Origin of the sequence: Mangrovimonas futianensis, assembly GCF_021245805.1 — a bacterium.
In the GTDB taxonomy this organism is placed as follows: Bacteria; Bacteroidota; Bacteroidia; order Flavobacteriales; family Flavobacteriaceae; genus Mangrovimonas; species Mangrovimonas futianensis.
This window is the reverse complement of sequence record NZ_JAJJNF010000001.1, coordinates 556129-583090: the sequence shown is the minus strand read 5'-3', so window position 1 is coordinate 583090 and position 26962 is coordinate 556129. Positions and strand designations below refer to the sequence as shown.

Annotated in this window: 26 protein-coding genes; 15 read left to right on the top strand and 11 right to left on the bottom strand. The window is 36.8% G+C overall.

The genetic code is table 11. The annotated features are described in order from the left end of the window. The first annotated feature begins 49 nt into the window (after positions 1-49). Both pckA and LOK78_RS02525 read left to right on the top strand, forming a co-directional pair. Complete coding sequence (pckA, locus tag LOK78_RS02530; RefSeq protein WP_232633410.1) at positions 50-1666, top strand: phosphoenolpyruvate carboxykinase (ATP); 1617 nt, start codon at positions 50-52, stop codon at positions 1664-1666. 102 nt (positions 1667-1768) lie between these two features. Next, positions 1769-2725: a T9SS type A sorting domain-containing protein gene (locus LOK78_RS02525; protein ID WP_232633409.1), complete on the top strand. Its 957-nt coding sequence runs from the start codon at positions 1769-1771 to the stop codon at positions 2723-2725. 70 nt (positions 2726-2795) lie between these two features. Here the strand turns inward: LOK78_RS02525 and LOK78_RS02520 are convergent, their stop codons facing one another. Beyond that, complete coding sequence (locus LOK78_RS02520) at positions 2796-3545, bottom strand: uroporphyrinogen-III synthase (protein ID WP_053971101.1); 750 nt, start codon at positions 3543-3545, stop codon at positions 2796-2798. Between the two features lie 14 nt (positions 3546-3559). Next, the gene (locus LOK78_RS02515) at positions 3560-4216 is read right to left on the bottom strand and encodes a DUF4271 domain-containing protein (protein ID WP_166958032.1); all 657 of its coding nucleotides are present in this window, start codon (positions 4214-4216) and stop codon (positions 3560-3562) included. A gap of 105 nt (positions 4217-4321) precedes the next feature. Between LOK78_RS02515 and LOK78_RS02510 the strand changes: the two genes are divergently transcribed. From LOK78_RS02510 to LOK78_RS02500, 3 genes are read left to right on the top strand one after another with little or no spacing between them, the layout of a single operon-like run. Next, entirely contained in the window at positions 4322-5074 is a 753-nt protein-coding gene (locus tag LOK78_RS02510) for a polyprenol monophosphomannose synthase (RefSeq protein WP_232394192.1), read from the top strand. Continuing rightward, positions 5050-6396, top strand: coding sequence for a dihydroorotase (locus LOK78_RS02505; RefSeq protein WP_232394191.1), 1347 nt, complete (start codon positions 5050-5052; stop codon positions 6394-6396). The genes LOK78_RS02510 and LOK78_RS02505 overlap by 25 nt, the downstream gene beginning before the upstream one ends. Continuing rightward, positions 6393-6899 (top strand): DUF4296 domain-containing protein, encoded by a 507-nt coding sequence (locus LOK78_RS02500; protein ID WP_232633408.1) that lies wholly within the window; start codon positions 6393-6395, stop codon positions 6897-6899. The genes LOK78_RS02505 and LOK78_RS02500 overlap by 4 nt, the downstream gene beginning before the upstream one ends. On the opposite strand, the gene LOK78_RS02495 is transcribed toward LOK78_RS02500, so the two are convergent. Beyond that, positions 6885-7982 carry an NAD-dependent epimerase/dehydratase family protein gene (locus LOK78_RS02495; protein WP_336246326.1) on the bottom strand — a complete coding sequence of 366 codons (1098 nt, stop codon included), beginning with the start codon at positions 7980-7982 and terminating at the stop codon, positions 6885-6887. The two genes, LOK78_RS02500 and LOK78_RS02495, sit on opposite strands and share 15 nt — an antisense overlap. On the opposite strand from LOK78_RS02495, the gene tyrS reads away from it, so the two are divergent. Beyond that, positions 7981-9288 carry a tyrosine--tRNA ligase gene (gene tyrS / locus LOK78_RS02490; protein WP_053971106.1) on the top strand — a complete coding sequence of 436 codons (1308 nt, stop codon included), beginning with the start codon at positions 7981-7983 and terminating at the stop codon, positions 9286-9288. The genes LOK78_RS02495 and tyrS overlap by 2 nt on opposite strands. 128 nt (positions 9289-9416) lie before the next feature. On the opposite strand, the gene LOK78_RS02485 is transcribed toward tyrS, so the two are convergent. The 3 genes from LOK78_RS02485 to LOK78_RS02475 form a co-directional block, all read right to left on the bottom strand. Further along, positions 9417-10394 (bottom strand): LuxE/PaaK family acyltransferase, encoded by a 978-nt coding sequence (locus LOK78_RS02485; RefSeq protein ID WP_232633407.1) that lies wholly within the window; start codon positions 10392-10394, stop codon positions 9417-9419. Between the two features lie 72 nt (positions 10395-10466). After that, positions 10467-12131, bottom strand: a complete 1665-nt coding sequence (locus LOK78_RS02480; RefSeq protein ID WP_232633406.1) for a T9SS type A sorting domain-containing protein — start codon at positions 12129-12131, stop codon at positions 10467-10469. A gap of 108 nt (positions 12132-12239) precedes the next feature. Continuing rightward, a complete protein-coding gene (locus LOK78_RS02475; protein WP_232633405.1) occupies positions 12240-12575 on the bottom strand; it encodes a T9SS type A sorting domain-containing protein in 336 nt (111 codons plus the stop codon). A 197-nt stretch (positions 12576-12772) separates the two neighbouring features. On the opposite strand from LOK78_RS02475, the gene LOK78_RS02470 reads away from it, so the two are divergent. Both LOK78_RS02470 and LOK78_RS02465 read left to right on the top strand, forming a co-directional pair. Beyond that, positions 12773-13456, top strand: a complete 684-nt coding sequence (locus LOK78_RS02470; RefSeq protein ID WP_232633404.1) for a response regulator transcription factor — start codon at positions 12773-12775, stop codon at positions 13454-13456. Then, complete coding sequence (locus tag LOK78_RS02465; RefSeq protein ID WP_232633403.1) at positions 13456-14493, top strand: sensor histidine kinase; 1038 nt, start codon at positions 13456-13458, stop codon at positions 14491-14493. Before LOK78_RS02470 ends, LOK78_RS02465 begins: the two co-directional genes overlap by 1 nt. Here LOK78_RS02465 and LOK78_RS02460 read toward each other — a convergent pair. After that, positions 14476-15525, bottom strand: coding sequence for a glycosyltransferase (locus LOK78_RS02460; RefSeq protein WP_232633402.1), 1050 nt, complete (start codon positions 15523-15525; stop codon positions 14476-14478). The two genes, LOK78_RS02465 and LOK78_RS02460, sit on opposite strands and share 18 nt — an antisense overlap. A 61-nt stretch (positions 15526-15586) precedes the next feature. On the opposite strand from LOK78_RS02460, the gene trmB reads away from it, so the two are divergent. From trmB to LOK78_RS02425, 7 genes are all read left to right on the top strand, one after another. Then, entirely contained in the window at positions 15587-16261 is a 675-nt protein-coding gene (gene trmB, locus LOK78_RS02455; RefSeq protein ID WP_232633401.1) for a tRNA (guanosine(46)-N7)-methyltransferase TrmB, read from the top strand. 56 nt (positions 16262-16317) lie between these two features. Beyond that, a complete protein-coding gene (locus LOK78_RS02450) occupies positions 16318-16893 on the top strand; it encodes a LysE family transporter (RefSeq protein ID WP_232633400.1) in 576 nt (191 codons plus the stop codon). Next, a complete protein-coding gene (locus LOK78_RS02445) occupies positions 16893-17225 on the top strand; it encodes an MGMT family protein (protein ID WP_232633399.1) in 333 nt (110 codons plus the stop codon). Before LOK78_RS02450 ends, LOK78_RS02445 begins: the two co-directional genes overlap by 1 nt. A gap of 173 nt (positions 17226-17398) precedes the next feature. Further along, positions 17399-18532 (top strand): Mrp/NBP35 family ATP-binding protein, encoded by a 1134-nt coding sequence (locus LOK78_RS02440; RefSeq protein WP_053971116.1) that lies wholly within the window; start codon positions 17399-17401, stop codon positions 18530-18532. Positions 18533-18535: 3 nt separating this feature from the next. Further along, on the top strand, positions 18536-18778 hold the full coding sequence (locus LOK78_RS02435; protein ID WP_166958009.1) for a NifU family protein: 243 nt from the start codon (positions 18536-18538) through the stop codon (positions 18776-18778). 69 nt (positions 18779-18847) lie between these two features. After that, positions 18848-19915, top strand: coding sequence for an NAD(P)/FAD-dependent oxidoreductase (locus LOK78_RS02430; RefSeq protein WP_166958008.1), 1068 nt, complete (start codon positions 18848-18850; stop codon positions 19913-19915). A gap of 3 nt (positions 19916-19918) precedes the next feature. Continuing rightward, on the top strand, positions 19919-20254 hold the full coding sequence (locus tag LOK78_RS02425) for a 2Fe-2S iron-sulfur cluster-binding family protein (RefSeq protein ID WP_166958006.1): 336 nt from the start codon (positions 19919-19921) through the stop codon (positions 20252-20254). 8 nt (positions 20255-20262) lie between these two features. Here LOK78_RS02425 and LOK78_RS02420 read toward each other — a convergent pair whose 3' ends face one another. From LOK78_RS02420 to LOK78_RS02405, 4 genes are all read right to left on the bottom strand, one after another. Next, a complete protein-coding gene (locus LOK78_RS02420) occupies positions 20263-21003 on the bottom strand; it encodes an SGNH/GDSL hydrolase family protein (protein ID WP_232633398.1) in 741 nt (246 codons plus the stop codon). A 50-nt stretch (positions 21004-21053) separates the two neighbouring features. After that, on the bottom strand, positions 21054-22232 hold the full coding sequence (locus LOK78_RS02415) for an acyl-CoA dehydrogenase family protein (protein ID WP_232633397.1): 1179 nt from the start codon (positions 22230-22232) through the stop codon (positions 21054-21056). Between the two features lie 76 nt (positions 22233-22308). Then, on the bottom strand, positions 22309-24621 hold the full coding sequence (locus LOK78_RS02410) for a GH92 family glycosyl hydrolase (protein WP_232633396.1): 2313 nt from the start codon (positions 24619-24621) through the stop codon (positions 22309-22311). Between the two features lie 2 nt (positions 24622-24623). Beyond that, positions 24624-26915 carry a GH92 family glycosyl hydrolase gene (locus LOK78_RS02405; RefSeq protein ID WP_232633395.1) on the bottom strand — a complete coding sequence of 764 codons (2292 nt, stop codon included), beginning with the start codon at positions 26913-26915 and terminating at the stop codon, positions 24624-24626. Positions 26916-26962 lie beyond the last annotated feature (47 nt).

The following is a 26962-nucleotide window of genomic DNA, read 5'->3' as shown; positions in this document are numbered from 1 at the left end:
AATAAAAATAAAGTTTTAGCTTTGTACCAACAATTCAAAACAAAAACTCATGGCTAATTACACCCAAACAACGAAAACGATTTCGTTAGAGCCCTATGGCATTAAGAATGCTCAGGTAAATTACCAACTATCTCCAGAAGAACTTCAAGAAGTAACTATTGAAAATGGACAAGGTGTAGAAACTGCAAATGGAACTTTGGCAGTTAACACAGGTGAATTTACGGGAAGGTCTCCCAAAGATCGTTTTATTGTAAAGGATGCTATCACAGAAGACAAGGTTTGGTGGGGAAATATCAATATTCCTTTTGATTCTGATCAATTTCAAAAACTATATGACAAAGTTGTAGATTACCTTTCAGGAAAGGAAATTTTCGTAAGAGATGCCTATGCTTGTGCAGACCCTAACTATAAATTGAACATTCGCGTCATCAATGAATATCCATGGAGCAATATGTTTGCTTATAATATGTTCATAAGACCTGATGAAACAGAATTAGAAGACTTCTCACCAGAATGGACTGTGGTCAATGCTCCCGGTTTTATGGCTAACCCTGAAGTGGACGGGACACGCCAACATAATTTTGCTATTTTGGATTTTACAAGAAAGATAGCATTGATTGGAGGAACTGGTTATACCGGGGAAATAAAAAAAGGTATTTTCTCTGCACTTAATTTTATTTTACCTGTTTTCAAAAATACCCTTCCTATGCACTGTAGTGCCAATGTTGGGAAAGATGGCGATACTGCTATTTTCTTTGGTCTATCTGGTACAGGGAAAACTACCTTGTCAACTGACCCAAACAGAAGTTTGATTGGTGATGATGAGCATGGTTGGACTAACGAGAATACAGTATTTAATTTTGAAGGCGGTTGCTATGCTAAAGTCATCAATCTGTCACAGGAAAATGAACCTGAAATCTTTCAAGCGATTAAAAAAGGAGCCATCCTAGAAAATGTCATTTTGGATTCAAATGGTGAAGTTGATTATGAAGATACCTCGATAACTCAAAATACAAGGGTGAGTTATCCTATTTACCACATAGACAATATTAAAAAGCCGTCAATTGGTGAAAATCCAAAAAATATCTTTTTCCTTACTGCTGATGCTTTTGGAGTTTTACCTCCAATTTCAAAGCTTACTCCTGCTCAGGCTGCTTACCATTTTATTTCGGGATATACCGCTAAAGTGGCGGGAACAGAGGCGGGTGTTGTAGAACCGCAGCCCTCTTTCTCGGCTTGTTTTGGTGCGCCTTTTATGCCATTGCATCCAACAAAGTACGCTGAAATGTTGAGCAAAAAAATGAAGGAAGCTGGGGTTAACGTTTGGTTGGTCAATACTGGTTGGACTGGTGGACCTTATGGTGTAGGAACCCGAATGAAATTAAAGTATACAAGAGCTATGATCAATGCCGTTTTAAATGGTGATTTGGGATTATACAATTATGACGATTACCATATTCATTCTGTATTTGGGGTGGCACAACCTAGACATTGTCCAGGAGTACCATCTGAAGTTTTAAGTCCAAGAACTACTTGGAATAATGACAAAGCGTATTATACAACAGCTTTTAAACTTTCAAATGCTTTTAGGGAAAATTTCAAAAAATTTGAATCTTTTGCCAGTGAAGAAATCAGACGGGGAGGACCACAGCGATATAGCTTTTAAAATACAAATACCTAAAAATCAGATGTTGTTCATCTGATTTTTTTTTGTTTATGTTAAAAAATTGGTAAGTTTAAGAAGACAAACTATTAACCAATTTATCCTATGAAACAAAAACTACTATTATTTATTGCTTTATTAAGCTTTGGTTTTTCTGGTGTTTGCCAGTATACAGCAATACCAGATTCTAATTTAGAATTAGCCTTGGCTTTTTTTGACGACATCCCCAATGACAACCAAATACCAACCGCAACGGCTTCGGCCTTTACTGAGGTTTTGAATATTGAGAACTTTGATATTACAGATTTATCAGGTATTGAGGCATTTGATAACATTACGGGTATTATTTTAGGTTATAATGCTAATTTGGAATTTGCTGATTTTTCGGTCTTACCCCAATTGGAATCTATTTCATGTGAGAGCTGTTCTTCTTTGGAAAGCATTGATGTGGCTGGCTTGTTTGATTTGACAGATTTATACATGCCAGATGCCGCTATAAATAGCCTGGATTTGAGTTCTAATTTTGCGTTGCAAAATTTAAATGTTAGAGCTAATAATTTAATTACCCTTGACTTGAGCTTAAATATCAATTTAGTTACTCTGGATGCTTATAATAATGGTGGCGGATCGAGTTTAATTTTGATAGATTTAAGGAATGGAAACAATGCTAATATCACCTCATTTGATACTGATTTTAATGGAAACTTAAGCTGCTTGTTTGTTGATGACCCTAGTGCGGCATATTTGTCTGGATGGACCATAGATGCACAAACAACTTTAATGAGTGAATCCTCTGAATGCACTCTATCTGTATCAGAGGTAGATAATGAAATAGGATTCCAAGTGTATCCCAATCCGGTTAGTAATAATCTAAATGTTCGTTTAAATGGAAACCAAACTGCTCAACTTGAAATTTATAGTGTTACAGGGAAAATGGTGCATTCTAGTGAATTGTTAGAAGGGAGTAATGCCATAAATATGTCTCATCTTTCTGGTGGGATCTACATGGCCAAATTGTTTGTTGATGACCATATAGAAATTAAGAAGCTGGTCATTCAATAAGGAAAATCATACGTCATAAAAAAAGCGACTACTTTAAGTAGTCGCTTTTTATTTTGAATAAGTCAAAAACTTACTTCTTTTTGTTTACTTCATTAATGTATTTCTCAAGCGCCATTGTCATAGAAGGCGTCTCTGGAGTGGGTGCTTGAATATCAACCCTTAATCCTTTCTCTTCAACTGCTTTAAGAGTGGTGTTCCCAAAAACAGCTAAACGCGTGTTATTTTGTTTGAAATCAGGGAAATTGTGAAAAAGGGATTCAATTCCTGAAGGACTAAAGAAAACTAGGATATCGTAATAAACATTAGCTAGATCAGATAAATCACTGATCACGGTTCTATAAAAAATAGCTTCTTTCCAATCAATTCCCAAATTGTTTAGAATTTCAGGAACTTCAGGCTTCAATTTGTCGGTGGTAGGAAGTAAGAATTTTTCGTCCTTATATTTTTTGATTAAAGGAGATAATTCAGCAAACGTTCTCTTACCTACATAAATTTTACGTTTTCTGTAAACCACATATTTTTGCAAATAGTAAGCAACAGCCTCAGACTGACAAAAATATTTCATGGTATCAGGAACCTTAAAGCGCATTTCTTCTGCTACTCTGAAGAAATGGTCCACAGCATTTCTACTCGTAAGAATAATAGCCGAGTAATTGTTAAGGTCGACCTTTTGATGTCTAATTTCTTTGGCTTCTACACCTTCGACATGAATAAAGGGTCTAAAATCAATTTTAACTTTTTGTTTCTCTTGTAGATCAAAATAGGGCGAATTTTCTATTTTAGGTTCGGGTTGAGACACTAAAATTGTTTTCACTTTCATAGGATAAGTCAGTTTTATGCTTTTGCAGTTTCAATAAACAACTTGTATAAAATCAGATAAGGTCCGATTTCAAGTGCGCAAAGATACAAAATAAAATAAAAGAATTCCTTTTTAATTAAACTTTGATGTGATTTGTAAGAGGTGATTAGACCTACTAAATTGACTAAAAACAGGAGGGCAATAACAATAAGAATGATGGTTTTATTGGGTGTCAAACTGTATAATAAAACGGCATTTATGGGGACTAATAGAATACCCAAAAAGTTTTTGTAGGAAATTTTTTGAAAAAGGTATTCGTCGATCAGTTTGTCGATGTTGAATATACTTGCCACCAACCTTTCTATAAGCACCTTTACCAGTATAAAGACACTGATTGCCAATATAAGTCTAAGAAGATTATTTGCAGATATTTCAATGGGTTCAAAAACTGTATTAAGTGTGATCCAAATAAAAATAGCTAGGGAGAAAATGAGATTGACAAATAACAAGCTGTCGAAGTAATCAAAAAACTTTTGATTTTTTTCATAGACCTTGAGGTAAGTTGAGCTTACAAAAATCCCTATAAATTGGTTAAACCGCCTTTCAAAAAACAATTTGGAGGCAGCTACCAAAATAATTCCTGTTACCATAAGGATGGTAAATAAGTCATGCGTGTCATAATCTCTTAGCATGGTTTAAAATTATTACAAAATTTTGATACCGGTCTTTTTAATTTAAGTAATATTTAAAAAGTCATCAATAATAATTAACTTACATTTGCTGAAAATTCCTTGTCAATGGCGGACGCCTTAGTGATCATACCTACCTTTAACGAAATTGAAAATATTGAAGCCATTATCCGTGCTGTTTTTTCGCAGCCTAAGGAGTTTCATATTTTGGTAGTTGATGATAACTCACCTGATATGACTGGTTACAAGGTAAAGGAACTTCAAGAAGAGTTTCATAATCAGCTGTTCTTATTGGAACGGGAAGGTAAAACCGGGTTAGGTACCGCTTATATTGAAGGATTTAAATGGGCACTCCAGAAGGACTATCATTATATTTTTGAAATGGATGCCGATTTTTCGCATAATCCAAACGATTTGGTGAGGCTCTATGAGGCATGTAGTTCAAAAGGAGCCGATTTATCAATCGGGTCGCGATATGTAGTTGGCGTAAATGTGGTGAATTGGCCTATGAGTAGAATTCTACTGTCTTATTTTGCCTCCAAGTATGTGCGCTTTGTTACCGGTATGGAAATACACGACACAACTGCTGGGTTTGTTTGTTATAGAAGGGAAGTTTTGGAATCTATAAATTTGGATAAGATAGAATTTGTTGGGTATGCCTTTCAAATTGAGATGAAGTTTAAAACCCATTTATTAGGGTATGAAATTGTTGAGGTTCCTGTTATTTTTACAGATAGAACCAAAGGGAAATCAAAAATGAGTAAAGGAATTATTTCTGAAGCTATTTTTGGAGTAATAAAAATGAAATTAAAAAGTATTTTCAATCATAAAAAAACATGGCAAAGAACACTATTCTTTTAAAGAATGCTCGAATCATAAATGAAGGGAAAATTTTTGATGGTGATATTTTAATTGAGGATGCCTTCATAAAGGAAATAGATAGCAGTATCAGTGCCAAATCTGCGCAGGTTAAAGTGATAGATGTGGAAGGTAATTATGTTATGCCTGGAGTTATTGATGACCAAGTCCATTTTAGGGAGCCTGGGTTGACCCATAAAGCTACAATAGAAACAGAGTCTAAAGCCGCCATTGCGGGTGGTATTACTTCATTTGTGGAAATGCCTAATACCAATCCACAAACTGTAAATCTTGAGGCGATGGAAGAAAAATTCAGAATTGCCTCAAAAAGTTCTTATGCCAATTACTCTTTTATGTTTGGAGGAACCAATGATAATCTTGATGAAATTTTAAAGGTAGATCCCAAAGATGTAGCTGGATTAAAGTTGTTTTTAGGGTCTTCTACAGGGAATATGTTGGTCGATAATCCTGAGGTTTTAGAGAAAATATTTTCAAGCACCGATATGGTTATTTCTGTGCATTGTGAAGATGAGCAAACTATTAAGAATAATCTTGAAGCCTATCTTAAAGAGTATGGCGATGACATTCCAATGGAGATGCATCCCAAAATCAGGAGCGAGGAAGCTTGTTATTTGTCTTCTTCAAAGGCTATTGAATTGGCGAAGAAAACAGGTGCTCGACTTCATGTATTCCATTTGTCAACAGGAAGGGAAACCAAATTATTCTCAAACAAATTGCCATTAAAGGAGAAAAAAATTACGGCCGAGGTTTGTATTCACCATCTTTGGTTTACTGATGAAGACTATGAGAAGAAGGGGACATTAATTAAATGGAATCCGGCCGTTAAAACCGCAAAGGATAGGGATGAACTTTGGAAGGCATTATTGGATGATCGAATAGATGTTATTGCAACAGATCATGCTCCACATACTTGGGAGGAAAAAAATAATGTGTACACGCAAGCACCATCAGGCGGGCCTTTGGTTCAACATGCTTTGGTAGCCATGTTTGAGATGCATCATCGCGGTAAAATATCTCTGGAGAAATTGGTAGAAAAAATGTGCCACAATCCAGCGATTCTGTTTGAAGTTGAAAAAAGAGGTTTTATTAGAGAAGGATACTATGCTGATTTGGTGGTGGTAAATCCTGCCAATCCATGGACCGTCAATAAATCTAATATTTTATACAAATGTGGTTGGTCACCTTTTGAAGGGGTCACTTTTAAGTCGCGGATTACTCATACCTTATTGAATGGTAATGTGGCTTATGAAAGCTCCAAGGTAAATGAAAAAAGGTTTGCTAAAAGATTAACATTCAATAGATGAAAAAAGGGGTGCTCTTATTCTTGGTATTAGCAGTTTTTTTGGGTTGTCATGATGTTAAAATGCCTGAAGAACCGGAAAACTTACTGTCAAAGGATCAAATGGTGCATATACTTTTAGATTTAGCCCTTGTAAATTCTGCCAAAGGAGTTAATAAAAAAATGTTGGAAAACAATGGGATAGTCCCTGATCAATACATTTACAAAAAATACCAAATAGATAGCCTGCAATTTGTAGAAAATAATAATTACTATGCTTATCGAGTAGATGACTATGATGAAATAATCCAAAAGGTAATGGATAGTTTGGATGTCATCAGGAAGGGGCTGAGTGAAGATATGAAGAAGGAGGAAGAAAGTATGCGAGGGATTGGTAAATCAGATAGTGTAACTGGAGCAAAAAGAATTAAACCAGTCACAAATGATTCTTTAAATCAGCTTCGTGGAATAAATGATAGAGTTGAAAATAAGGGGCTAGAAAGAGTGGACTCTCTAATTGTCGATTAAAAACTCATTGCATACCCGTTGAATGGTCTGTTCAATGGGGGTGAATTCATAATTCAATTCCTGGACTATTTTAGAATTACTGTAGAAGCTTGGCGTATTTAAAGTTTTGGCCAGTTGCTTGGTAAGTAGGCGTTCTTTTCCTGTTAATTTCGTTTTTAACCAATCCATTCGCCAGCCAATCTCCAACATCCATTGGGATACCTCTTTAGTTGGTTTTGGTATTTTTAAATAGATTGAAATTTTGGATAAAATGTCATGAGAGGACAAATGGTGCGCGACTAAAATATAAGACTCATTTTGTATGTTGCTCGACATCAATAGCATCATAATGTTAACTACATCCTGAACGTCTACATAACCAGTGCCTCCTTTGGTGTAATATTTATTTCCTTCAAAGGCTTTTTTGAAAATGATACCACTTCCTTGATCCCAATTTCCGCCACCAAGAATGACTCCTGGATTTACAATAACTGCATTTAAACCTTCTTGGGTCCCGCGCCATACTTCTATTTCTGCACCATACTTGGTTATAGCATAAACATTGTTATCTGCCTCTGGATTCCAAGCAGTTTCTTCAGTTATTGGAGTGTTATTTGGAGTTTTACCTAAGGTGGCAACAGAGCTCACATAGCATATTTTTTTTATGTTATTTGCAATACAGAGGTTGACAATGTTGGCAGTACCTTCTATATTGGTTTTCCGGAGTTGGTGATAACAATCAGGGTCAAAGGAGACCATGGCTGCACAGTGGTAAACATATTCAACGTTTTTGAATGCCTCAGAAAGTTTTGGAATATCCAATAGGTCGGCATGAACCCAATCTATTTGGTTCCATAAAAGTTCGAAGTTGGATTCGTAGTAAGAGAACACTTTTTTGGTAACAGAGAGCTTGTTCTCACTTCTGAAAATAGCTCTTACACGTTCCCCCTTTTTTACTAGATGGTAAAGTAGATGAGCGCCTACTAACCCTGTTCCGCCGGTTACCAAAATCATGAAACTAAAGTAAAGAATTCTATTGAAAGGCTCAGTAATTCTTGTTGTATTTTTATCTTTGCTCCAATTAAATTTTAAAATTTTATACATGTCAAATTCAATCGTAGAAGAATTACGTTGGCGAGGAATGGTTCATGATATCATGCCTGGGACGGAGGAGCAACTTAATAAGGAAATGACAACAGCTTATATCGGCTTTGATCCAACCTCAGATTCTTTACATATTGGTAGTTTGGTGCCTATTATTTTGTTGGTGCACCTTAAGAATTTTGGACATAGACCTATTGCCTTGGTAGGAGGCGCTACTGGGATGATTGGTGACCCATCTGGGAAGAGTGATGAAAGAAATTTATTGGATGAGGCTACCTTAAACCATAATGTTGAAGGTATTAAAGGTGTGCTCTCTAGGTTTTTGGATTTTGATTCTAAGGATGAAAATGCTCCTGTTTTAGTCAATAACTACGATTGGATGAAGGACTTCTCATTTATAGATTTTGCTCGGGATGTAGGAAAACGAATCACGGTTAATTATATGATGGCTAAGGATTCTGTTAAAAAACGTTTATCGGGGGAAGAGGGTAGTGTAGGTATGTCTTTTACGGAATTCACTTATCAGCTAATACAGGGTTACGACTTTTATTATTTGCACCAAAACTTCAATTGCTTGCTTCAAATGGGAGGAAGTGATCAATGGGGAAATATAACTACCGGTACCGAGTTGGTGAGAAGAATGAATGTGGGAGAAGAAACAAAGGCATTTGCGATGACCTGTCCGTTGATAACTAAAGCAGATGGCTCTAAATTTGGAAAGAGTGAAGGGGGGAACGTATGGTTAGATCCTGAAAAAACATCCGTCTATAAGTTTTATCAATTTTGGTTAAATACTTCTGATGAAGATGCTGAAAAGTATATCAAGATTTTCACCTTTTTGGATAGAGCTACTATTGCAGGATTGGTTGAAGCCCATCAGGAAGCTCCTCATTATAGAATCTTACAAAAAAGATTGGCAGAGGAAGTGACTACTTTTGTGCATTCTAAAGAAGCCTTTGAAACAGCTGAAAAGGCTTCAAATATTTTGTTTAGTAAATCCTTTAAGCAGGATATCCAAACTTTGGATGAAAAGACTTTCTTAGACGTGTTTGAAGGTGTGCCCCAAGCTGAATTACCGATTTCAGATTTTGATGAAGGGGTTGATATGATTGGTGCATTGGCCGCAAAAACGGAGTTTTTGGCCTCTAATGGTGAAGCTAGAAGATCCTTGAAAGAAAATGCTATTGCTGTCAATAAAGAGAAGGTTAAGGAAGACTATCTGTTGACACGTGATGACTTGATCAATGATAGGTACGTTATTATAAATAAAGGGAAGAAAAATACTTATATAATAAAGGCGGTTTAATTAAGCCGTATCAATAACTATAAAAGCGCCTGAGATATAAATCTTCAGGCGCTTTGCTTTCTAACCAACTTAAAAATCAATTTCTTTTCCATGAAAGCATGTTATTAGTCGATTGGAAAATTAATTCCTTACAAGATTAGAAGGTTACATCCCCTAATGTCTGAATGATCAAATCGGCCTATAACTTCAAAACTTCCATCTTTATGTGTTTTTCCTAAATCTTGGGTGGCAATAAAGGAGCAAGAGTGATAATTAGCAAGATCAATCACATTGATACCTCCAGTTTTGCCATGGTTTTGAATGGTAAGAGCGTCTTCTGGATCTCTGGTTAGAACTTTCATCCAAGGGGGGCAATTAAAAATTCCATTCCCTTTAGAATATCCTTGGCTTAATAATTCGGTCATGCCATATTCACTATGAATTTTTTTAACGCCAAATCCTTTTTCCAAGATGCCATGTAATTCCTCACGAATCAATTCTTTACGACGTCCTTTCATTCCCCCTGTTTCCATGATAATGGTGTTTTGAAGATTGAAGGAGTACTTTTCAACCAAATCTAACAGTGCAAAAGAGACACCTATTAACAATGTTTTTTCTCCTTGGGCATCCAATTGGTTTAAAGTGTGTGCTAATTTTTTTAAATCATTCAAATAGAACCCACTATTCTCCTTTTTGGAGTTTTTAATAAGGTCTTCAACCATGTATATGAGTGAGGAGCCTTCTCGTTCTAAATAGGAAGGTAAGAGGGCAAGAATAGTATAATCTTCAATATTCCCATAGAAATGCTGAAATCCTTTTCTAAAACTTTCAATGTACCATGAAATATCAGAAACATAATGCTTGCTGGTAGAAGAGCCTGTAGTGCCGGAGCTTGTAAAGATAATGTCTTTGACTCCCGGTGTGGTAGTAATTTCTTTGGTTTTAAAGAAGGATATGGGTAGAAAAGGAATGTCCTCTATGCAGTTCACATCCGCTGGGTTTTTATAGAGTAGGTCGCAAAAGGACCTATAAACTTTATTGTTTTGAAATTGATATTTAAAAACTTCCAGAGCCTTTTGCTCAAAATGGGTAGGGGAATTAATATTAAAAATAGTAGCGGGATCCATGTTCACAAAAGTATTGAAAATAAAAAAGCACTGCCAATAGACAGTGCTTATAAAAATTAGGTTGTGTTTCTTTTATTTAACTACTAATTTCTTAGTTGTGTTAAACCCGTTTTGAGAAATTCTAACCAAATAAATTCCAGACTTTAAGCTTGAAACATTTAATGTGTTATTAGAAATTTCTTTGTTCAATACATTTTTCCCTAATACGTCAAATACTGAAACAGAAATAGTACCATTACCTTGAGTTTGAATGGTTACCTGGTTTCCTAAAACTGGATTAGGATACATACTTAGAGTACTTAGAGAATTGATTTCGTTTACTGATAATAAATAATCTGCTCCCGTCGGATATACCTGAGGAGTTCCATTGAATTCACCTGCAAGAGTCATGATATTTACAGGAGTATTAGGAATTAGTTCTCCCTCCAAATTGTCATTTGGATAATTGGTTCTAAACACAAAGGCAGAAGAAGTACTATCAGAGATATCATAATTGGTATTCGAAGAAAAAGTAGTTGTGCCATCGCCATCTGCAAAAGTAACACCATTAATCATAACTAATTCTGATTCGTACATATCCAAATTATTTTCCAAATCAGTCAATGTTACCATTTGAGGAGAGATACTGTTAGCAGAAGAAGTTGCGGCACCAGGATCTTCAGTGGGTACAAATTGAAGCATGTCTGCATAGCTACCCAATTGCCCTGTAAGGCCTGTTATACCATCTCCATCCATATAGGCAGTAGTAATTGTTCCGGCGTTATCATCAATTAACATTCCAGCAGTCGCATCTTGGATGAAAATTTGATTTCTGTTGTTTCCGGTTACAAAACTAACAATAACTTCACCAGTCACTTCATAGATTCCACCTTCGGCAGAAGCTCTTAAGGTAGCAAGGTCAGCTACCTCAGTAATTGAAGTCACAGTAAAAGTAACAGAAGCCTCAACTGGTGGGTCTAAAGGAGTATGTGTATTGTCCACTAACCAAACATCTACTGTATGCTCACCATCAGCAAGTCCAGTTAATGCAATAGGATCTGTATCATATACCATAACCGTACCACCAGCATCTAAAGAATAATGAATGTGTCCATCCAATCCAGCATCAGTTGCTCCAACCTCAAAATTTAAAATTGATAATTCAACGTCTACATCAGGACCAACAACTGACGCGCCGTTAGTAGGAGATGTAATGCTTAAAGAAGGAGAACCTTCAGCTTCTTGAAAGAAGGAGAAATCGTCCCAATAAACTACCGCTCCAGAGTATGTTCTTACCTCAAAGTAGAATTCATCGGCAGTTGCTGGGGCTGTAACAGTTACACTGTATTCTGTCCATACATTTCCATTAGTATCAAAATAAGAATTGTTAGGCCCTCTTAATTCGTCTGCATTATCTGTTAGGTTGCTTCCTTCGCTTCTCCAGTAAGACCAAATTCTGGCATCGGACCCATCGCCTGTTCCTTCTTCAACTTTGTACCATAATGAAACTGTATAGTTGATTCCGGGTGTGATTCCAGTAATGGTTTGACCTAAATCACTTGTTCCACCTGTCACTTTGGCTGAATAGGTGCCTGAATGGACTTCGCTAGATTCTTGTTCCGTACTTTCAATATGTGTAAATGCTGTAGGGGTATTAACATCATCCCAAGATTCGAAATCACCATTTATAAGGATTTCTTGTCCAAAAGAAACCGTAGTGGTAATAAGTAGAATTAATAATAAGTAAATTTTTCTCATAGATTATTGATTTAATATGTTGAAAAACAAATATAAAGATTATTATGAGTAAAATCTACCTGAGGAGTAGGTTTATGTCAGTTTTTACGTTAATATAACATAAGGGTTTTAGCGAACTATAAGTTTCCTAGTCACTGTTAGGCTTTCTTCAGAAATTTTCACAATATAGGCACCTGCCTTTAACTTGGAAATATTGAGTTCGTTACCTAATTGGGTGGTGGATAAAATCAATTTTCCTAAAACATTGAAAATTTCAATTTTTTTAACCTTGTTGTTTTTAGATGAGATATAAACTTTTCCATGACTAGCAGGATTGGGATATAGCGTTAAATTTTCTGCTAGTTCCATATCTTGTTTGGCCGCCATATACTTCTCAGTAGTTTGGGAGAAACCACTTAGAGAAAAGACCACACAAAAGAATATTATTAGGTAAAACTGCTTCATTGGGAAAAATTATTCAATTAAATGTAATAAAATAATTCAAAAATCAGACCAAAATTATCATAACATTCGTTAAAACGCCCTTTTTCTTTAACTTGTTGTAAGGTATTTGTTACCTAATTGTTATTTGTAATCAAATGATATTAAATTATTTTGATTAATACTATCTTTACTTTTCAAACTAAACGAAACCTTTAAAAATGAAAAAAAAGGACATCAAAATCCTCCTTGTAGATGATGAACCAGATATTTTGGAAATCATAGGTTATAACTTGACAAGTGAAGGTTATCAAGTAATTACAGCCGAGAATGGAGTTGAAGCTTTGAAAAAAGCTAAAAAGGAGAAGCCGCATTTAATTATATTAGATGTTATGATGCCTGAAATGGATGGAATTGAGGCTTGTGAGCAAATCAGGAAAGTGCCAGAATTACAGGATACTATTGTTACTTTTTTAACAGCTAGAGGTGAAGATTATTCACAAGTTGCTGGTTTTGATGCAGGTGCTGATGATTACATTACCAAGCCGATTAAGCCAAAAGTGCTGGTAAGTAAGGTGAAGGCTTTGTTAAGACGAATTAAAGAAGATGAAACCCAAGAGTCTACAGTGAAAATTGGAAGCTTGGTAATCAATAGGGACGAGTATAAAATCACCCTTAAGAATGAAGAAATTATACTTCCTAGAAAAGAATTTGAATTACTATCTTTGTTGGCATCAAAACCAGGTAAAGTTTTCAAGCGAGAGGAAATTTTGGATAAAGTTTGGGGTAATGAAGTTGTTGTTGGTGGACGTACAATTGATGTACACATCAGAAAGCTTCGTGAAAAAATTGGAGACAAAAGCTTTAAAACCGTAAAAGGCGTTGGGTACAAGTTTGTCGATTGATGCAGAAACTCAAGAAAACATATAAATTTGCGATTAGAACATCGCTGTTTATCACCATAATACTAACACTCCTTTTGAGTGTTTTTTTATATGTGGTAGGTGCCTTAGGTTGGTTTGTGATTCCTTTTGCACTTCTTTCTTATTTGGTTTGTTTTGCAATTATTCAATACCGCGTGGAACGTTTCATATACAGAAGGGTTAAGAAAATTTATGATGATTTGACCCTTTTGGAATCTACGTCCTTGACTAAACAACCCATTACTACGGATATGGCTACTCTGACCAAGGAAATAGACAAATATGCCAAGGATAAAAAGTTGGAAATTGAAACTTTAAAGGTTAGGGAGGAATATCGAAAGGAGTTTCTAGGAAATGTTTCTCATGAGTTAAAGACCCCTTTATTTACTGTCCAAGGCTATATTTTAACCCTTCTCGATGGCGCCATGAAGGATAAGAAAATCCTTAAAAAATATTTGTCAAGAGCGAATAAGGGGGTAGAAAGACTTATATATATAGTAAAGGACCTTGATATGATTACCAAATTAGAGGCAGGTGATTTGCGACTTAATATGGAGGTGTTTAACATTGTGGAGGTCATCCAAAACGTTTTTGATATGCTGGAGATGAAGGCGGCCAAAAAAGAGATAACCTTAATGTTTGACTTGAATTATGATGAGCCGGTTTTGGTAAAAGCAGATAAAGAACGAATTCAACAGGTGGTGACCAACCTTATGGTGAACTCCATTAAATACGGAAGGGAAAAGGGTACTACAGAGGTGAGTATAGAGAACCTGATTAAAAATAAAATTATTATCAGGGTAACTGACAATGGAGAAGGTATTGGTGAAGAACATATCTCCAGAATTTTTGAACGATTCTACAGGGTTGATAAAAGCGGGTCAAGAAAAGAGGGCGGTTCTGGTCTTGGACTTTCCATAGTTAAGCACATCATTGAAGCGCACGAAGAGAAAATTTACATTGAAAGTGAGTTGGGGGTAGGGAGTGAATTTTCTTTTAGTTTAGAAAAGGCTGAATAGACTTTCAAAGTTTGTTTCTGTCTCAAATGAGAGCCCTTTAAAATCCTTAACGCGCTCTAGGTCTTTAATTTTGAATTGACTTTGTTTGCATGTAGGAACCAATCCTTGTTTTTGTAATTCTATAGCTAAATATTCTTGTTCCGTTTGCCCAGGTGTGGGAATGAAAAATGCTTTTTTGCCTAGTTTAGCTAAATCCAATACAGTGGTATATCCAGACCTAGAAATTACTATGGCACTTTGGTTCAGTGCGGTTTCCAATTCGTTACTGGTCATGAAATTGTAAATGGTAATATTTTCTTTTTTTTCAACCAATTGCTCTGATTCAATGACACCCCTCACAAAAAGGACTTTTCCATTGTAATTTGAAAGTTCGGTTAGTAGCTTTTCTTGAAGCATTGTGCGTTGAGGTTCTGGACCAGATAGAAGCACCATCAAGTCATAAATTATTTCCAAGTCTTGCTTGTTAAACCGGCTAATAGGACCCAAATATTTAGTAGGAATAATGGGGGTGTCTAAATGCCCCAGCTTACCACTTAAATTCACTTTTCCTTGAGCATCTGGTACCCAACATTCATCAAATTTTTTAATGACGTTATGGTGAAATCTTGTGCTAAACCAAGTGGTAGTACCACTTAAGACTTGTAATTGATGTGTGATAAATATGGAAGGAATGTTTTTATGCCTTACTCCAAATCGGTTATCTGAAATGATTCCAACAATATCATAAGTTTTAACCAATTCTTTGACTTTTTGAAGCTCTTCCTTTTGGGTCCTCAATATTCTTGGAGCGTCTTTTAAAATCTTATATTTAAAAAATATCCCTTTTTTGGAATAGGTAATGTTATAGGAGGGTAATTCTTCATGGATTAAGCTGGGGAATTCTTTTTTAAGCAATTCTAATGCGACTCCATCACTAGCAATGACTGGGTCAAACCCTTGGTCAATTAAAGCTTGAATTATCGGAATACAACGTGTGGAATGACCTAAACCCCAATTAAGAGGGGCTACTAATATGCGTTTTCTCAATTTCATAAAAAAAGCAAATGTAAAGCGGCTATGTTTCCTTAATTTTGCCTAAACTTTAAATTTATCCGTGGGAAGTAAAAATAAACTAAAAAGATTTAAAGAGAATGAATCTTTTGATAACGTTATCCAACCGAGTAGGGAGGAATTGGTGAATGGTGATTTTCAATTAAAAGGGCAATGGAATAAAACGTTTTTCAAAAACGACCAGCCTTTAGTTTTGGAATTGGGTTGTGGTAAAGGTGAATACTCTGTAGGTTTAGCAAAGAAATTTCCAGATAGAAATTTTATAGGGATCGATATTAAGGGGGCTAGATTTTGGCGAGGAGCTAAGACGGCTATTGAAGACGGGATATCGAATGTCGGCTTTTTGAGGATTCAAATAGAATTGATTGAATATGCTTTTGCAGAGAATGAAGTTGACGAAATCTGGATTACTTTCCCAGATCCTCAAATCAAATACAAGCGCACGAAGCATAGAATGACCAATACCCATTTTTTAGAAAAATACAGGAAGGTTTTAAAGCCCGATGGTGTTCTTAACTTAAAAACAGATTCTGAGTTTATGCACGGATATACGCTTGGTTTGCTTCATGGCGAAGGCCATGAAATTATTTATGCCAATCATGATGTATATAGACAGCAGGGAAGCCCTGAGGAAGTGACTGGAATCCAAACCTTCTACGAAAGTCAGTATTTGGAACAAAACAAACCAATTACGTATATTAGGTTTAAATTGAGATAGAATTGAATTTAACTTTTGTCTTTTTCCTGGGTTTTGTGGTAACTTTTTTAACCACAATGCCACCAGGATTACTTAATATGACTGCTGCTAAAATCAGCATGCGAGAAGGTCATGTTCGAAGTGTCATGTTTGCATTGGGGGCATGCTTGGTCATAGTATTTCAAGTGCTTCTGGCAACCATATTTGCTCGGTATTTAAGCAACCATCCAGATGTCGTCGATATTCTTCAAAGAGTCGCTTTGGTGATATTTATTTTGGTGAGTATTTACTTCTTTTTTATTGCAAATAAACATGAAAGACCCAAGGCAGATCTTGACAGTAGAAGTAAAACCAGTCGGTTTTTTCAGGGAATGTTTTTGTCGGTTATCAATGTGTTTCCCATTCCATTTCAGGCCTATGTAACCATTTCCTATTCTGATTTTGGTTGGTTGCATTTTGATAAGATAAGTATTTTGTCTTATGTCGCAGGGTCGACTTCAGGTGCCTTTGTAGGGTTATATATCTATTTGTTTTTCTTCGAAAAAATTAGGAGTAAAAAATTCAATAACCAACGAAATATGAACCGTATTATTGGAACCATTACGGCTATTATTTCTTTGATTACTTTAATCAGAATCATTCAGGAACTTTAATGAAACCAGAAACACTTAGTTTTTTTGAAAAGGTGTATGAAGTGGCTAGGTTAATTCCTTACGGAAGGGTTACCAGTTATGGCGCCATTGCTTCCTATTTGGGTGCTCCTAGAAGTTCTAGGATGGTTGGTTATGCCATGAATGTGTCGGGTGAAAAGAATGTGCCTGCGCACCGAGTTGTCAATAGAGTAGGTTTGTTGACTGGAAAGCATCATTTTGAAGGAACCAATCTCATGCAGCAACTTCTGGAAGCTGAGGGTGTTCAAGTAGTTGATAATCAGGTTCAAGATTTTGATTCGGTGTTTTGGGATCCATCCAAGGAATTGAAATAGAACCTACCAATCATTTTGATTAATCAAACCATAAATCATTTCAATAAAACCGCTTCCCTTTCTAAACATTTCGCAGTATATTTGGAGTTTAGAATTATTCTGAATAATAAGTTTGTAACTTACGTTACATGAGTTGTTTAGCTCAGCTAGTAACTTTACGTATTGATTAAAAAATGAAATTGAATAAACAAGATATTCTTGCAGCTTTAGAAACTATATCAGCCCCAGGGGAGGGTCAGAATTTGATAGAAAGTGGTGCGGTTGGTAATGTAGTGACCTTTGGAGATGAAGTCATAGTAGATGTAACTATTAAAAATCCGAGTCTTCAAGCCAAGAAAAAGACCGAGGTTGAAATCATGAAGGTTATTCATGAGAAAGTATATGAAAAGGCAAAAATAAAGGTGAATGTCAAAGTAGATGCCCCAGAAAAACCTAAGAACGAAATTAAAGGAAAGGCGATTCCCGGGATTCAGAACATCATTGCTGTGGCTTCTGGAAAGGGAGGGGTAGGAAAGTCTACAGTGACAGCCAATTTGGCAGCAACCCTGGCTAAAATGGGATTCCAAGTTGGAATTCTAGATGCAGATATTTACGGTCCATCCATTCCCATTATGTATGATGTGGAATTTGAAAAACCATTATCTGTGCAAGTAGATGGAAAGTCCAAAATGAAACCAATAGAGAGTTATGGGGTTAAAATTTTATCTATTGGCTTTTTTACAAAGCCTGATCAGGCTGTAATTTGGCGAGGGCCTATGGCTGCCAAAGCATTAAATCAGATGATTTTTGATGCGGCTTGGGGAACCCTAGATTTCTTATTGATCGATTTACCTCCGGGAACTGGAGATATTCATTTAAGTATTATGCAATCTTTGCCTATTACTGGAGCGGTAGTAGTAAGTACACCACAACAAGTGGCCTTGGCAGATGCCAGAAAAGGAGTTGCAATGTTCCAACAGGAAAGTATCAATGTGCCAGTATTGGGTATCATTGAGAATATGGCCTATTTCACTCCTGAAGAGCTTCCAGATAATAAATACTATATTTTTGGAAAGGAAGGAGCTAGGAATCTTTCAGAGAATTTGGAAGTGCCATTTTTAGGAGAAATTCCTTTGGTGCAAAGCATTAGGGAAGCTGGTGATGTGGGAAGACCTGCAGCACTCCAAACGGCTACGCCATTAGAGCAATCCTTTGAGAAAATCACCCAAAATGTGGTGCAAGAAGTTGTTAAAAGAAACGACCAATTGCCGCCAACCGAAGCAATTAAAATTACAACTATGGCTGGTTGCTCAGCCGTTAAGAAATAAGTGATGACAACAGAAGAAATAAAATTGAATGTTGAAAAGGCTTTGGACGAGATTCGTCCATTTCTTCAGAGTGATGGAGGGAATATTTCCTTAATTTCTATTGAAGATGATAAGCTAGTTAAAGTGCAATTGGAAGGTGCATGTATTAATTGTAGTGTCAACCAAATGACCTTAAAATCAGGGGTGGAAATGACTATTAAAAAATATGTTCCTCAAATTGAAAAAGTCATAAACATAGAGATTTAACCTAACGGAATTTCTAATGGTATTGGAACAAGTCTCTTCTAACGTTCCTTTACAACAAAAAACAAATTCATGATTAAAACAGATATTTTAATAATTGGCGCTGGACCAACAGGGCTATTTACAGTTTTTGAAGCAGGTTTGTTGAAATTAAAATGTCACCTAATAGATGCCTTACCACAAGCAGGGGGGCAATGCTCGGAAATATATCCTAAAAAACCTATTTATGATATTCCTGCCTATCCAGAAATTTTAGCAGGTGATCTTACTGAAAAACTTTTGGAGCAAGGGAAGCAATTTGAACCTGGTTTCACATTGGGGGAAAGAGCCGAAACCATTGAAAAACTAGAAGATGGCAGCTTTATAGTGACAACCAATAAAGGAACTAAACATCAGGCTCCTGTAGTTGCTATTGCTGGAGGTTTGGGGAGTTTTGAACCCAGGAAACCTTTAATTCATAACATTTCAGACTTTGAAGATAAAGGTGTGGAGTATATGATTAAAGATCCAGAAGTTTATAGAGACAAGCGCGTTGTTATAGCTGGTGGAGGAGATTCAGCTTTGGACTGGAGTATTTTCCTAAGTGATGTAGCCAAGGAAGTCACATTGATCCATAGAAGAAATGAGTTCAGAGGAGCTTTGGATTCTGTTGAGAAAGTTCAAGATTTAAAAAATCAAGGTAAAATCAATTTGATTACGCCTGGTGAAGTGACTGGGATTTTAGGTGATCCTATGGATCATTTGAAAGGGGTGGTAGTGTCTCAAGCTGATCATATTGAAAAGGAATTTGAAATTGAGTGTGACCATTTTATCCCATTGTTTGGGTTGTCCCCAAAATTAGGGCCCATTGCAAATTGGGGGTTAGAGATTGAGAAGAATGCCATAGTGGTTAATAATGCTTTAGATTATCAAACCAATATTCCTGGTATTTTTGCCATTGGAGATGTGAATACCTATCCAGGGAAATTAAAGCTCATTTTATGTGGTTTTCATGAAGCCACATTGATGTGTCAAGCAGCATACCAAATCATTAACCCTGGCAAGCGCTATGTTTTAAAATATACTACGGTTAGCGGTGTTGATGGGTTTGATGGAACGAGAAAAGAAGCCCCGAAAGCTGTAGTTAAAGCAATTAATTAATTCATGGAAGAACAAGATATAAAAATCACGATTATAGATAGAGATGGAGTAACCCATGAAGTGGATGCTCCTACAGATATGGCCATGAATTTAATGGAGGTGGTTCGCAGTTATGAATTGGCTCCAGAAGGAACTATTGGCGTTTGTGGTGGTATGGCCATGTGTGCCTCTTGCCAATGTTATGTTTTGAGTGATACCGAACTTCCGGAGATACAGGATGACGAAGAAGCCATGTTAAGTGAAGCTTTTTATGTCAAAGATAACAGTCGCTTGGGTTGTCAAATTCATATTACGCCTGAATTGGATGGTTTAAAAGTAGAACTGGCTCCGGAAAGCTAATTCCTCTCCTATGGAATTTTTTCTATAGCCAAGGGCATTAACCTATCCACAAACTGGGAGTATGCTTCTCCTGACGGATGCAATCCATCAGAAGCTACCAAACTGGGATTTTCAAGTCCTAACCTTGTTATGTCGGTAATATATAGGAAGGTGACATTGTTGGTTTCTGCAATCGATTGGGCAAAGTCATTGTATTGATCAATCTGTTGTGAAATCAATTCAAAGTCCGGATTGTTCTCACCATATGGAGTGTATGCATAGTCAGGGATAGAAATAACAATGACCTTATTGGCGTCTCCACCTGCAAAACCTTTAGCTAAATCTAATAGTTCTGGGAATTCTTCTTCATAAATGCTAAACGGCTTATGTTGGTATTGATTATTAACCCCTATTAAAAGAGTGACTAAATCATGATCATTAGAAGGGTTTTGAGCGCTAATAGCACCTAGTAAATTGGTGGTGGTCCAACCCGTTTGGGCAATTACTTCTTTGTTATAATCACCACTAATTTCAGAATTTTCTAAACGACTAATAAGTTGGGCAGGAAAGTTACAGGTACCACATACACTTTGTCCCACCGTGTAACTATCTCCAAGAAACAAGAGTTTATATTCTGGGGTGGTATTCGAATTATTTTCAGAAGTGGTTTCTTCAGAATAATCAACAGGATTATTCGAATTGTTGGAAGAATTATTACCGGAAGAGCATCCGAATAGTAAAACGATAAAAATTAAAAAATGAGCTTTCATTGCGAACATATATTTATACAATTTACGAAAAGAAAGCTCATTCAGTTTTATTATTTGAAGGCATTAAGCCCTGTGATATCCAAGCCAGTAATAAGCAGGTGAATATCATGGGTGCCTTCATAAGTAATCACACTTTCCAAATTCATGGAATGACGCATGATGGAATATTCCCCTGTGATTCCCATACCGCCTAACATTTGACGTGCTTCTCTAGCAATATTAATGGCCATATCTACATTATTTCTTTTTGCCATGGATATTTGTGCTGAAGTGGCTTTCCCTTCATTTCTTAAAACGCCAAGTCTCCAAGTTAATAATTGAGCCTTGGTAATTTCGGTAATCATTTCGGCCAATTTCTTTTGTTGCAGCTGAAATTGCCCAATTGGTTTTCCGAATTGAGTTCTTTCTTTGCTATATCTCAAAGCGGTATCATAACAGTCCATGGCAGCTCCTATAGCTCCCCATGCAATTCCATATCTGGCAGAATCTAAACATCCAAGTGGCGCTCCTAACCCAGATTTTTTAGGTAATAAATTTTCTTTAGGAACCTTAACATTGTCAAAGATCAACTCTCCGGTAGCCGAAGCTCGTAAAGACCATTTGTTATGGGTTTCAGGGGTAGAAAAACCTTCCATGCCACGTTCTACAATCAATCCGTGGATACGGCCTTCTTCATCCTTGGCCCAAACAACTGCGATCTCCGCAAAGGGGGCGTTACTAATCCACATTTTGGCTCCATTCAATAAGTAATGATCGCCCATATCTTTGAAATTGGTCACCATACCTCCTGGATTACTTCCATGATCTGGCTCAGTCAATCCAAAACAGCCCATCATTTCTCCAGAGGCTAGCTTTGGAAGGTATTTTTGGCACTGTTCCTCTGAACCGTATTTCCAAATAGGGTACATCACCAAACTTGATTGTACAGAAGCTGTACTTCTTACTCCAGAGTCGCCCCTTTCTATTTCTTGCATAATCAATCCGTAGGAAATTTGATCTAGACCTGCACCGCCGTATTCCTCAGGAATGTAAGGCCCAAAGGCTCCTATTTCAGCCAAACCATTAATGATTTGATTTGGAAATTCTGCTTTTTGAGCGTATTCTTCTATAATGGGAGATACATTACGCTTTACCCATTCGCGGGCAGCATCACGTACTAATTTATGTTCTTCTGAAAGTAACTCGTCTAATTGATAGTAATCTGGAGCTTCAAATAAGTCTGGTTTCATGAGTTGTTTTTAGTTTGTCACAAAATTAACGAAATCGTTTTCAAAGGCATAATAAATTGCCTGGTTTTGACATAAATTACTGGTATAATTTTTTATTTGGTTTGCTGCCCATTTCAAAGGTTAAAACACCTCCTTGCATTATTTGGCTGTGTTTTATAATAGGTAGAGACAGTTCTTTTCCATTCCAAAGAACGCTTTGAACATATTTGTTTTTCTCTGAAAGTTTTTTCGATTCCACGCGAAAGATCTTGCCATTTTCCAAGTGAAGTACCGCATCCTTTACCAGTGGGCTACCTAAAGCGTAGTCCTCACTGCCAGGAGCAACAGGGTAGAAACCAAGACTGCTAAAAATATACCAGGCGCTCATTTGACCAAAATCATCATTACCGCCTAGACCATCTACAGTTGGTTTATACATGGTTCTTAAGATCATTTTGATTTTATCATGGGACTTCCAAGGATCTTTTGTCCAGTTGTACAAATAGACCACATGATGTGATGGTTCGTTGCCATGAACATAATTCCCAATAATGCCATCTCTTGAAATGTCCTCGGTTTTCTCAAAGTACTTATCTGGTAATTCCATTGAGAACAATGAATCTAGATGTCGGGAGAATTGTTCTTTTCCACCCATCATGGTTACCATGTTTTCGGGATCATGAGGGACATACAGACTATAATTCCAAGAGTTTCCTTCAATAAAACCTTGGCCATGGGTATCCAAGGGGTCAAACTCCTTTTTAAAGGTGCCGTTGGACAATTTAGGTCGCATAAACCCAGTTTTGGCATCAAATACGTTTTGATAGTTTTTGGAACGATTTATAAATTCTGAATATATAGTTTGTTCTCCTAAAGTTTTGGCGGCTTGAGCAATCGCCCAATCATCATAGGCATATTCTAGAGTCTTAGATACAGATGCTCCATTTTTGTCTTCTGGAACAAATCCTTGTTTGATGTAATAATCTAAACCGTCAAAATAAGGGACATTGGCTGTAGCAACACATGCTTGTAGCGCTTGATTGGTGTCAAAGTTAGAGTTTCCTTTGACAATGGCATCGGCAATCACCGAAGCGCTGTGATATCCAATCATACACCAGTTTTCATTGGCATAATGGGACCAAATAGGAAGCATGTGATGGACACTTTGTTCTTGATGTGCCATCATGGATTGTATCATATCTCCATTTCTTTTGGGTTGGATCAAATTGAAAAAAGGATGAAGTGCTCGGTAGGTGTCCCAAAGTGAAAAGCTCGTATAATTTGTGAAGCCGTTAGCTTTATGGGTGTTCATGTCCAGTCCCTTATAGTTTCCATCCACATCCATGTAAACGGTTGGGCCTAAAAAGGCATGATACATAGCCGTATAAAAATTGGTTTTGTCACTATCATTTAATGAAGTGATTTCTATTTTTTGAAGTTCCTTTTCCCAATTACCCTGAACCTTCTTTTTGGTGCCTTCAAAATCCCAATTTGGAATTTCAGTTTGCATGTTTTTTAAAGCACCTTCTGTACTTACGGGTGATAGGGCTACTTTGATTTGAATGGATTCTTGATCTTGAGTGTCAAAATCGAAATAGGCTTTTATTTGTTTGCCTGCTATTTCTGGAAACTGATGCAGTTGGTCAAACTTTCTCCAAAAGCCTTGATAGGTGCTTTTCTCCAGTTTCTGATAGCCATAATTTTTAAAAGGTTTGCTAAAGGCCATAGCAAAATATACCGTTCGGGTTCTCGCCCATCCATTTGTTTGTCGATATCCCGTAATAAGGGTGTCGTTTTCAACTCGAAGGAACGTCCAAACATTTTTATCGTCATAATTATAGATGCCTGAAGTTAAGTCTAGGATGATGTGTGCGTCTTCCGACTTTGGGAAAGTATATTGATGCATACCCGTTCTGGTAGTTGCTGTTAGTTCGGCTTTTATGTTGTGATCTTCCAGTAGGACACTGTAGTAACCAGGTTGGGCAATCTCGGTATCATGAGAAAAAACAGACCGATAACCATTCTCAGGGTGCTCCTCTGTTCCTGGATTTAGTTGAAGTTTTCCAGTAGTAGGCATAATGAGAAGATCACCTAAATCAGAATGGCCAGTACCACTAAAATGCGTATGGCTAAAACCAACGATTGTTGTATCCTCATATTGATAACCCGCGCAATATTTATAAACGTCAGGATTGTATCTGCCATTGACAGCAAAGGGGATGGTGTCGGTGTCTGGACTTAATTGAACACTACCAAAAGGGGATGACGCGCCAGGATAGGTATGCCCCATTTTGGCAGTTCCAATCATAGGATTTGCAAATTGTAAGAGTTTGTTTTGCTGAGAAAATATGTTTAACGGGAGAAATAGTAGTGTAATTATACAAATACGATATAATGAGAGTTTATTCATAATTATTTTTGATTTGATAATGAATATGGAACATCATTTACTGTGGTGCCTCTTTCTTTATTAGGTTGAGGACCCATCTTAACTTCAATAGTGGCACCTTTCATCAGTTCTGAATGTGATAGCCAATTTTTAGTGTATGACTTACCATTATATGTCATGCTTTGAATGTATCGGTTTTCCGAGTTGTTTTCCTTGGCTTCTATAGTTATGGTGTTTCCATTTTCGAGACTAATCTCAGCTTTTTTAAATAGAGGAGCGCCTAAAATATATTGGTCTGTAGCTGGACAAACTGGGTAAAATCCAAGGGAAGAAAACACATACCATGCTGATGTTTGTCCATTGTCCTCATCACCACAATAACCATCTGGAGTAGGAAGATAGAGCCTGTTCATGGTTTCTCTTATCCAATATTGAGCTTTCCAAGGTGTTCCAGCATAATTATAAAGGTAAATCATATGCTGTATGGGTTGGTTTCCATGGGCATATTGCCCCATGTTAGCAATTTGCATTTCCCTTATTTCATGGATGGTTCCACCGTAATAGGAATCATCAAAAATAGGTTTCATGGTAAAGACACTATCCAGTTTTTGGACAAATTTCTCTTTGCCTCCCATGAGCCCAATTAAACCTTCAATATCATGAAAAACAGACCAGGTGTAGTGCCAGCTGTTACCTTCAGTAAAAGCATCTCCCCATTTAAAAGGATTAAAGGGAGCCATAAATTGGCCATTTTTATTTTTCCCTCTAATCAAACCCGTTTTAGGATCATACAGATTTTTGTAGTTAAGACTTCTCTTTTTGTAAACTTCAATTTCTTCCTTGGGCTTATTGAGTGCCTTGGCAAGTTGGTAAATGGCAAAATCGTCATAAGCATATTCTAAGGTCCTTGCGGCATTTTCATTTATGCCGATATCATATGGAACATATCCAAGCGATTTGTATGCTTCAGCTCCCGCTCTTCCAACGGCTTCCATAGGTCCCTCATTATTGGCGCCATGAATTACTGCTTCATATAAGGTTTCAATGTCATAGGGAAATTGCTCTTTGTTTTTAAGATAGGCATCAGCTACTACCGAAGCTGAATTGTTTCCAACCATAATATTTCTTAGACCCGGACTAGCCCATTCTGGTAACCATCCACTTTCTTTATAGGCGTTGGCCAATCCCTCTTGCATGTGTACATTGAGTTGTGGGTACATAAAATTAAGGAATGGAAATAGAGACCGGAACGTGTCCCAAAAGCCGGTGTCCGTGAACATATACCCTGGAAGAATTTCACTATTGTAAGGACTGTAATGAACTATGTTTCCTGTCGCATCCATTTCGTAGAACTTTCTCGGGAATAGTAAGGTGCGATAGAGACAAGAGTAAAATGTTTTGGTTTGTTCGACAGTACCTCCCGTAACTTTAATTCGGTTCAACTCTTTATTCCAAATGGTTTTGCCTTTTTCCTTTAAAGTATCAAAATTGTTTGGTCCAATCTCCTTCAGATTTTGGAGGGCCTGTTCCTTACTGATAAACGAGGAAGCTATCCTGGCGTGAACCTGTTCTCCTTTTTCAGTTATAAACCCAATGACAGCGCCAACATGGTCATCTGTATTTTCCAAAGAATTCATAAGTGTTTCACCAGAGAAGGTCTGGTTGAAGGTGAAAGGTTTGTCAAATTCAATCACAAAATAATTTTTGAAATTCTCTGGGACACCACCGCTATTCTTGGTGGTATATCCAGTAATTCTTTTGTGATTAGGATCTATTTTTATGTAAGAACCTTTGTCAAAGGCATCAATAACAACAAATGAGCTATCTGTTTTTGGAAATGTAAAACGAAACATGACAGCTCTCTCTGTAGGAGTAAATTCTGTAGTCACATCATGATCTGCCAAATAAACTTGATAGTAATATGGTGTTGCTTTTTCTGCTTTATGTGAGAACCAGCTGGCTCGTTCGTTTTCCGTGAATCGCAACTTTCCGGTAATAGGCATGATAGAGAATTGCCCATAATCATTCATCCAAGGAGAGGGTTGGTGTGTTTGCTTAAAGCCTCTTATTTTGTCGGCATCATAAGTGTAGGCCCAACCATGGCCCATTGGTCCGGTTTGGGGTGTCCAAAAATTCATTCCCCAGGGTAAGGCGATAACTGGATAAGTATTACCATTGGAGAGGCTCGGTTTGGAATCTGTTCCCATTAAAGGGTTCACATAATCTACAGGACTATTGATTTGGTTAACAAGTGCCTCCTGTGAATGGGATATCCAGCAGAAAAGGATAAGGAGAGCAAAAAGGGTGTGTTTCATAATAGGTTGTAAGAATCATTTTAGCCTTAAAGATACCTATTATATGC

Excerpts from the sequence above, each read along its gene's own strand:
- LOK78_RS02480 (WP_232633406.1), bottom strand. The coding sequence starts at position 12,131 with ATGAGAAAAATTTACTTATTATTAATTCTACTTATTACCACTACGGTT.
- LOK78_RS02445 (WP_232633399.1), top strand. The coding sequence starts at position 16,893 with ATGAAACCAGAAACACTTAGTTTTTTTGAAAAGGTGTATGAAGTGGCT.
- LOK78_RS02410 (WP_232633396.1), bottom strand. The coding sequence starts at position 24,621 with ATGAATAAACTCTCATTATATCGTATTTGTATAATTACACTACTATTT.
- LOK78_RS02415 (WP_232633397.1), bottom strand. The coding sequence starts at position 22,232 with ATGAAACCAGACTTATTTGAAGCTCCAGATTACTATCAATTAGACGAG.
- LOK78_RS02485 (WP_232633407.1), bottom strand. The coding sequence starts at position 10,394 with ATGGATCCCGCTACTATTTTTAATATTAATTCCCCTACCCATTTTGAG.
- LOK78_RS02525 (WP_232633409.1), top strand. The coding sequence starts at position 1,769 with ATGAAACAAAAACTACTATTATTTATTGCTTTATTAAGCTTTGGTTTT.
- LOK78_RS02500 (WP_232633408.1), top strand. The coding sequence starts at position 6,393 with ATGAAAAAAGGGGTGCTCTTATTCTTGGTATTAGCAGTTTTTTTGGGT.
- LOK78_RS02435 (WP_166958009.1), top strand. The coding sequence starts at position 18,536 with ATGACAACAGAAGAAATAAAATTGAATGTTGAAAAGGCTTTGGACGAG.
- LOK78_RS02420 (WP_232633398.1), bottom strand. The coding sequence starts at position 21,003 with ATGAAAGCTCATTTTTTAATTTTTATCGTTTTACTATTCGGATGCTCT.
- LOK78_RS02520 (WP_053971101.1), bottom strand. The coding sequence starts at position 3,545 with ATGAAAGTGAAAACAATTTTAGTGTCTCAACCCGAACCTAAAATAGAA.
- LOK78_RS02505 (WP_232394191.1), top strand. The coding sequence starts at position 5,050 with ATGGCAAAGAACACTATTCTTTTAAAGAATGCTCGAATCATAAATGAA.
- LOK78_RS02465 (WP_232633403.1), top strand. The coding sequence starts at position 13,456 with ATGCAGAAACTCAAGAAAACATATAAATTTGCGATTAGAACATCGCTG.
- LOK78_RS02460 (WP_232633402.1), bottom strand. The coding sequence starts at position 15,525 with ATGAAATTGAGAAAACGCATATTAGTAGCCCCTCTTAATTGGGGTTTA.
- tyrS (WP_053971106.1), top strand. The coding sequence starts at position 7,981 with ATGTCAAATTCAATCGTAGAAGAATTACGTTGGCGAGGAATGGTTCAT.
- LOK78_RS02470 (WP_232633404.1), top strand. The coding sequence starts at position 12,773 with ATGAAAAAAAAGGACATCAAAATCCTCCTTGTAGATGATGAACCAGAT.
- LOK78_RS02495 (WP_336246326.1), bottom strand. The coding sequence starts at position 7,982 with ATGTATAAAATTTTAAAATTTAATTGGAGCAAAGATAAAAATACAACA.
- LOK78_RS02515 (WP_166958032.1), bottom strand. The coding sequence starts at position 4,216 with ATGCTAAGAGATTATGACACGCATGACTTATTTACCATCCTTATGGTA.
- LOK78_RS02475 (WP_232633405.1), bottom strand. The coding sequence starts at position 12,575 with ATGAAGCAGTTTTACCTAATAATATTCTTTTGTGTGGTCTTTTCTCTA.
- LOK78_RS02450 (WP_232633400.1), top strand. The coding sequence starts at position 16,318 with ATGCCACCAGGATTACTTAATATGACTGCTGCTAAAATCAGCATGCGA.
- LOK78_RS02440 (WP_053971116.1), top strand. The coding sequence starts at position 17,399 with ATGAAATTGAATAAACAAGATATTCTTGCAGCTTTAGAAACTATATCA.
- pckA (WP_232633410.1), top strand. The coding sequence starts at position 50 with ATGGCTAATTACACCCAAACAACGAAAACGATTTCGTTAGAGCCCTAT.
- LOK78_RS02425 (WP_166958006.1), top strand. The coding sequence starts at position 19,919 with ATGGAAGAACAAGATATAAAAATCACGATTATAGATAGAGATGGAGTA.
- LOK78_RS02510 (WP_232394192.1), top strand. The coding sequence starts at position 4,322 with ATGGCGGACGCCTTAGTGATCATACCTACCTTTAACGAAATTGAAAAT.
- LOK78_RS02405 (WP_232633395.1), bottom strand. The coding sequence starts at position 26,915 with ATGAAACACACCCTTTTTGCTCTCCTTATCCTTTTCTGCTGGATATCC.
- LOK78_RS02430 (WP_166958008.1), top strand. The coding sequence starts at position 18,848 with ATGATTAAAACAGATATTTTAATAATTGGCGCTGGACCAACAGGGCTA.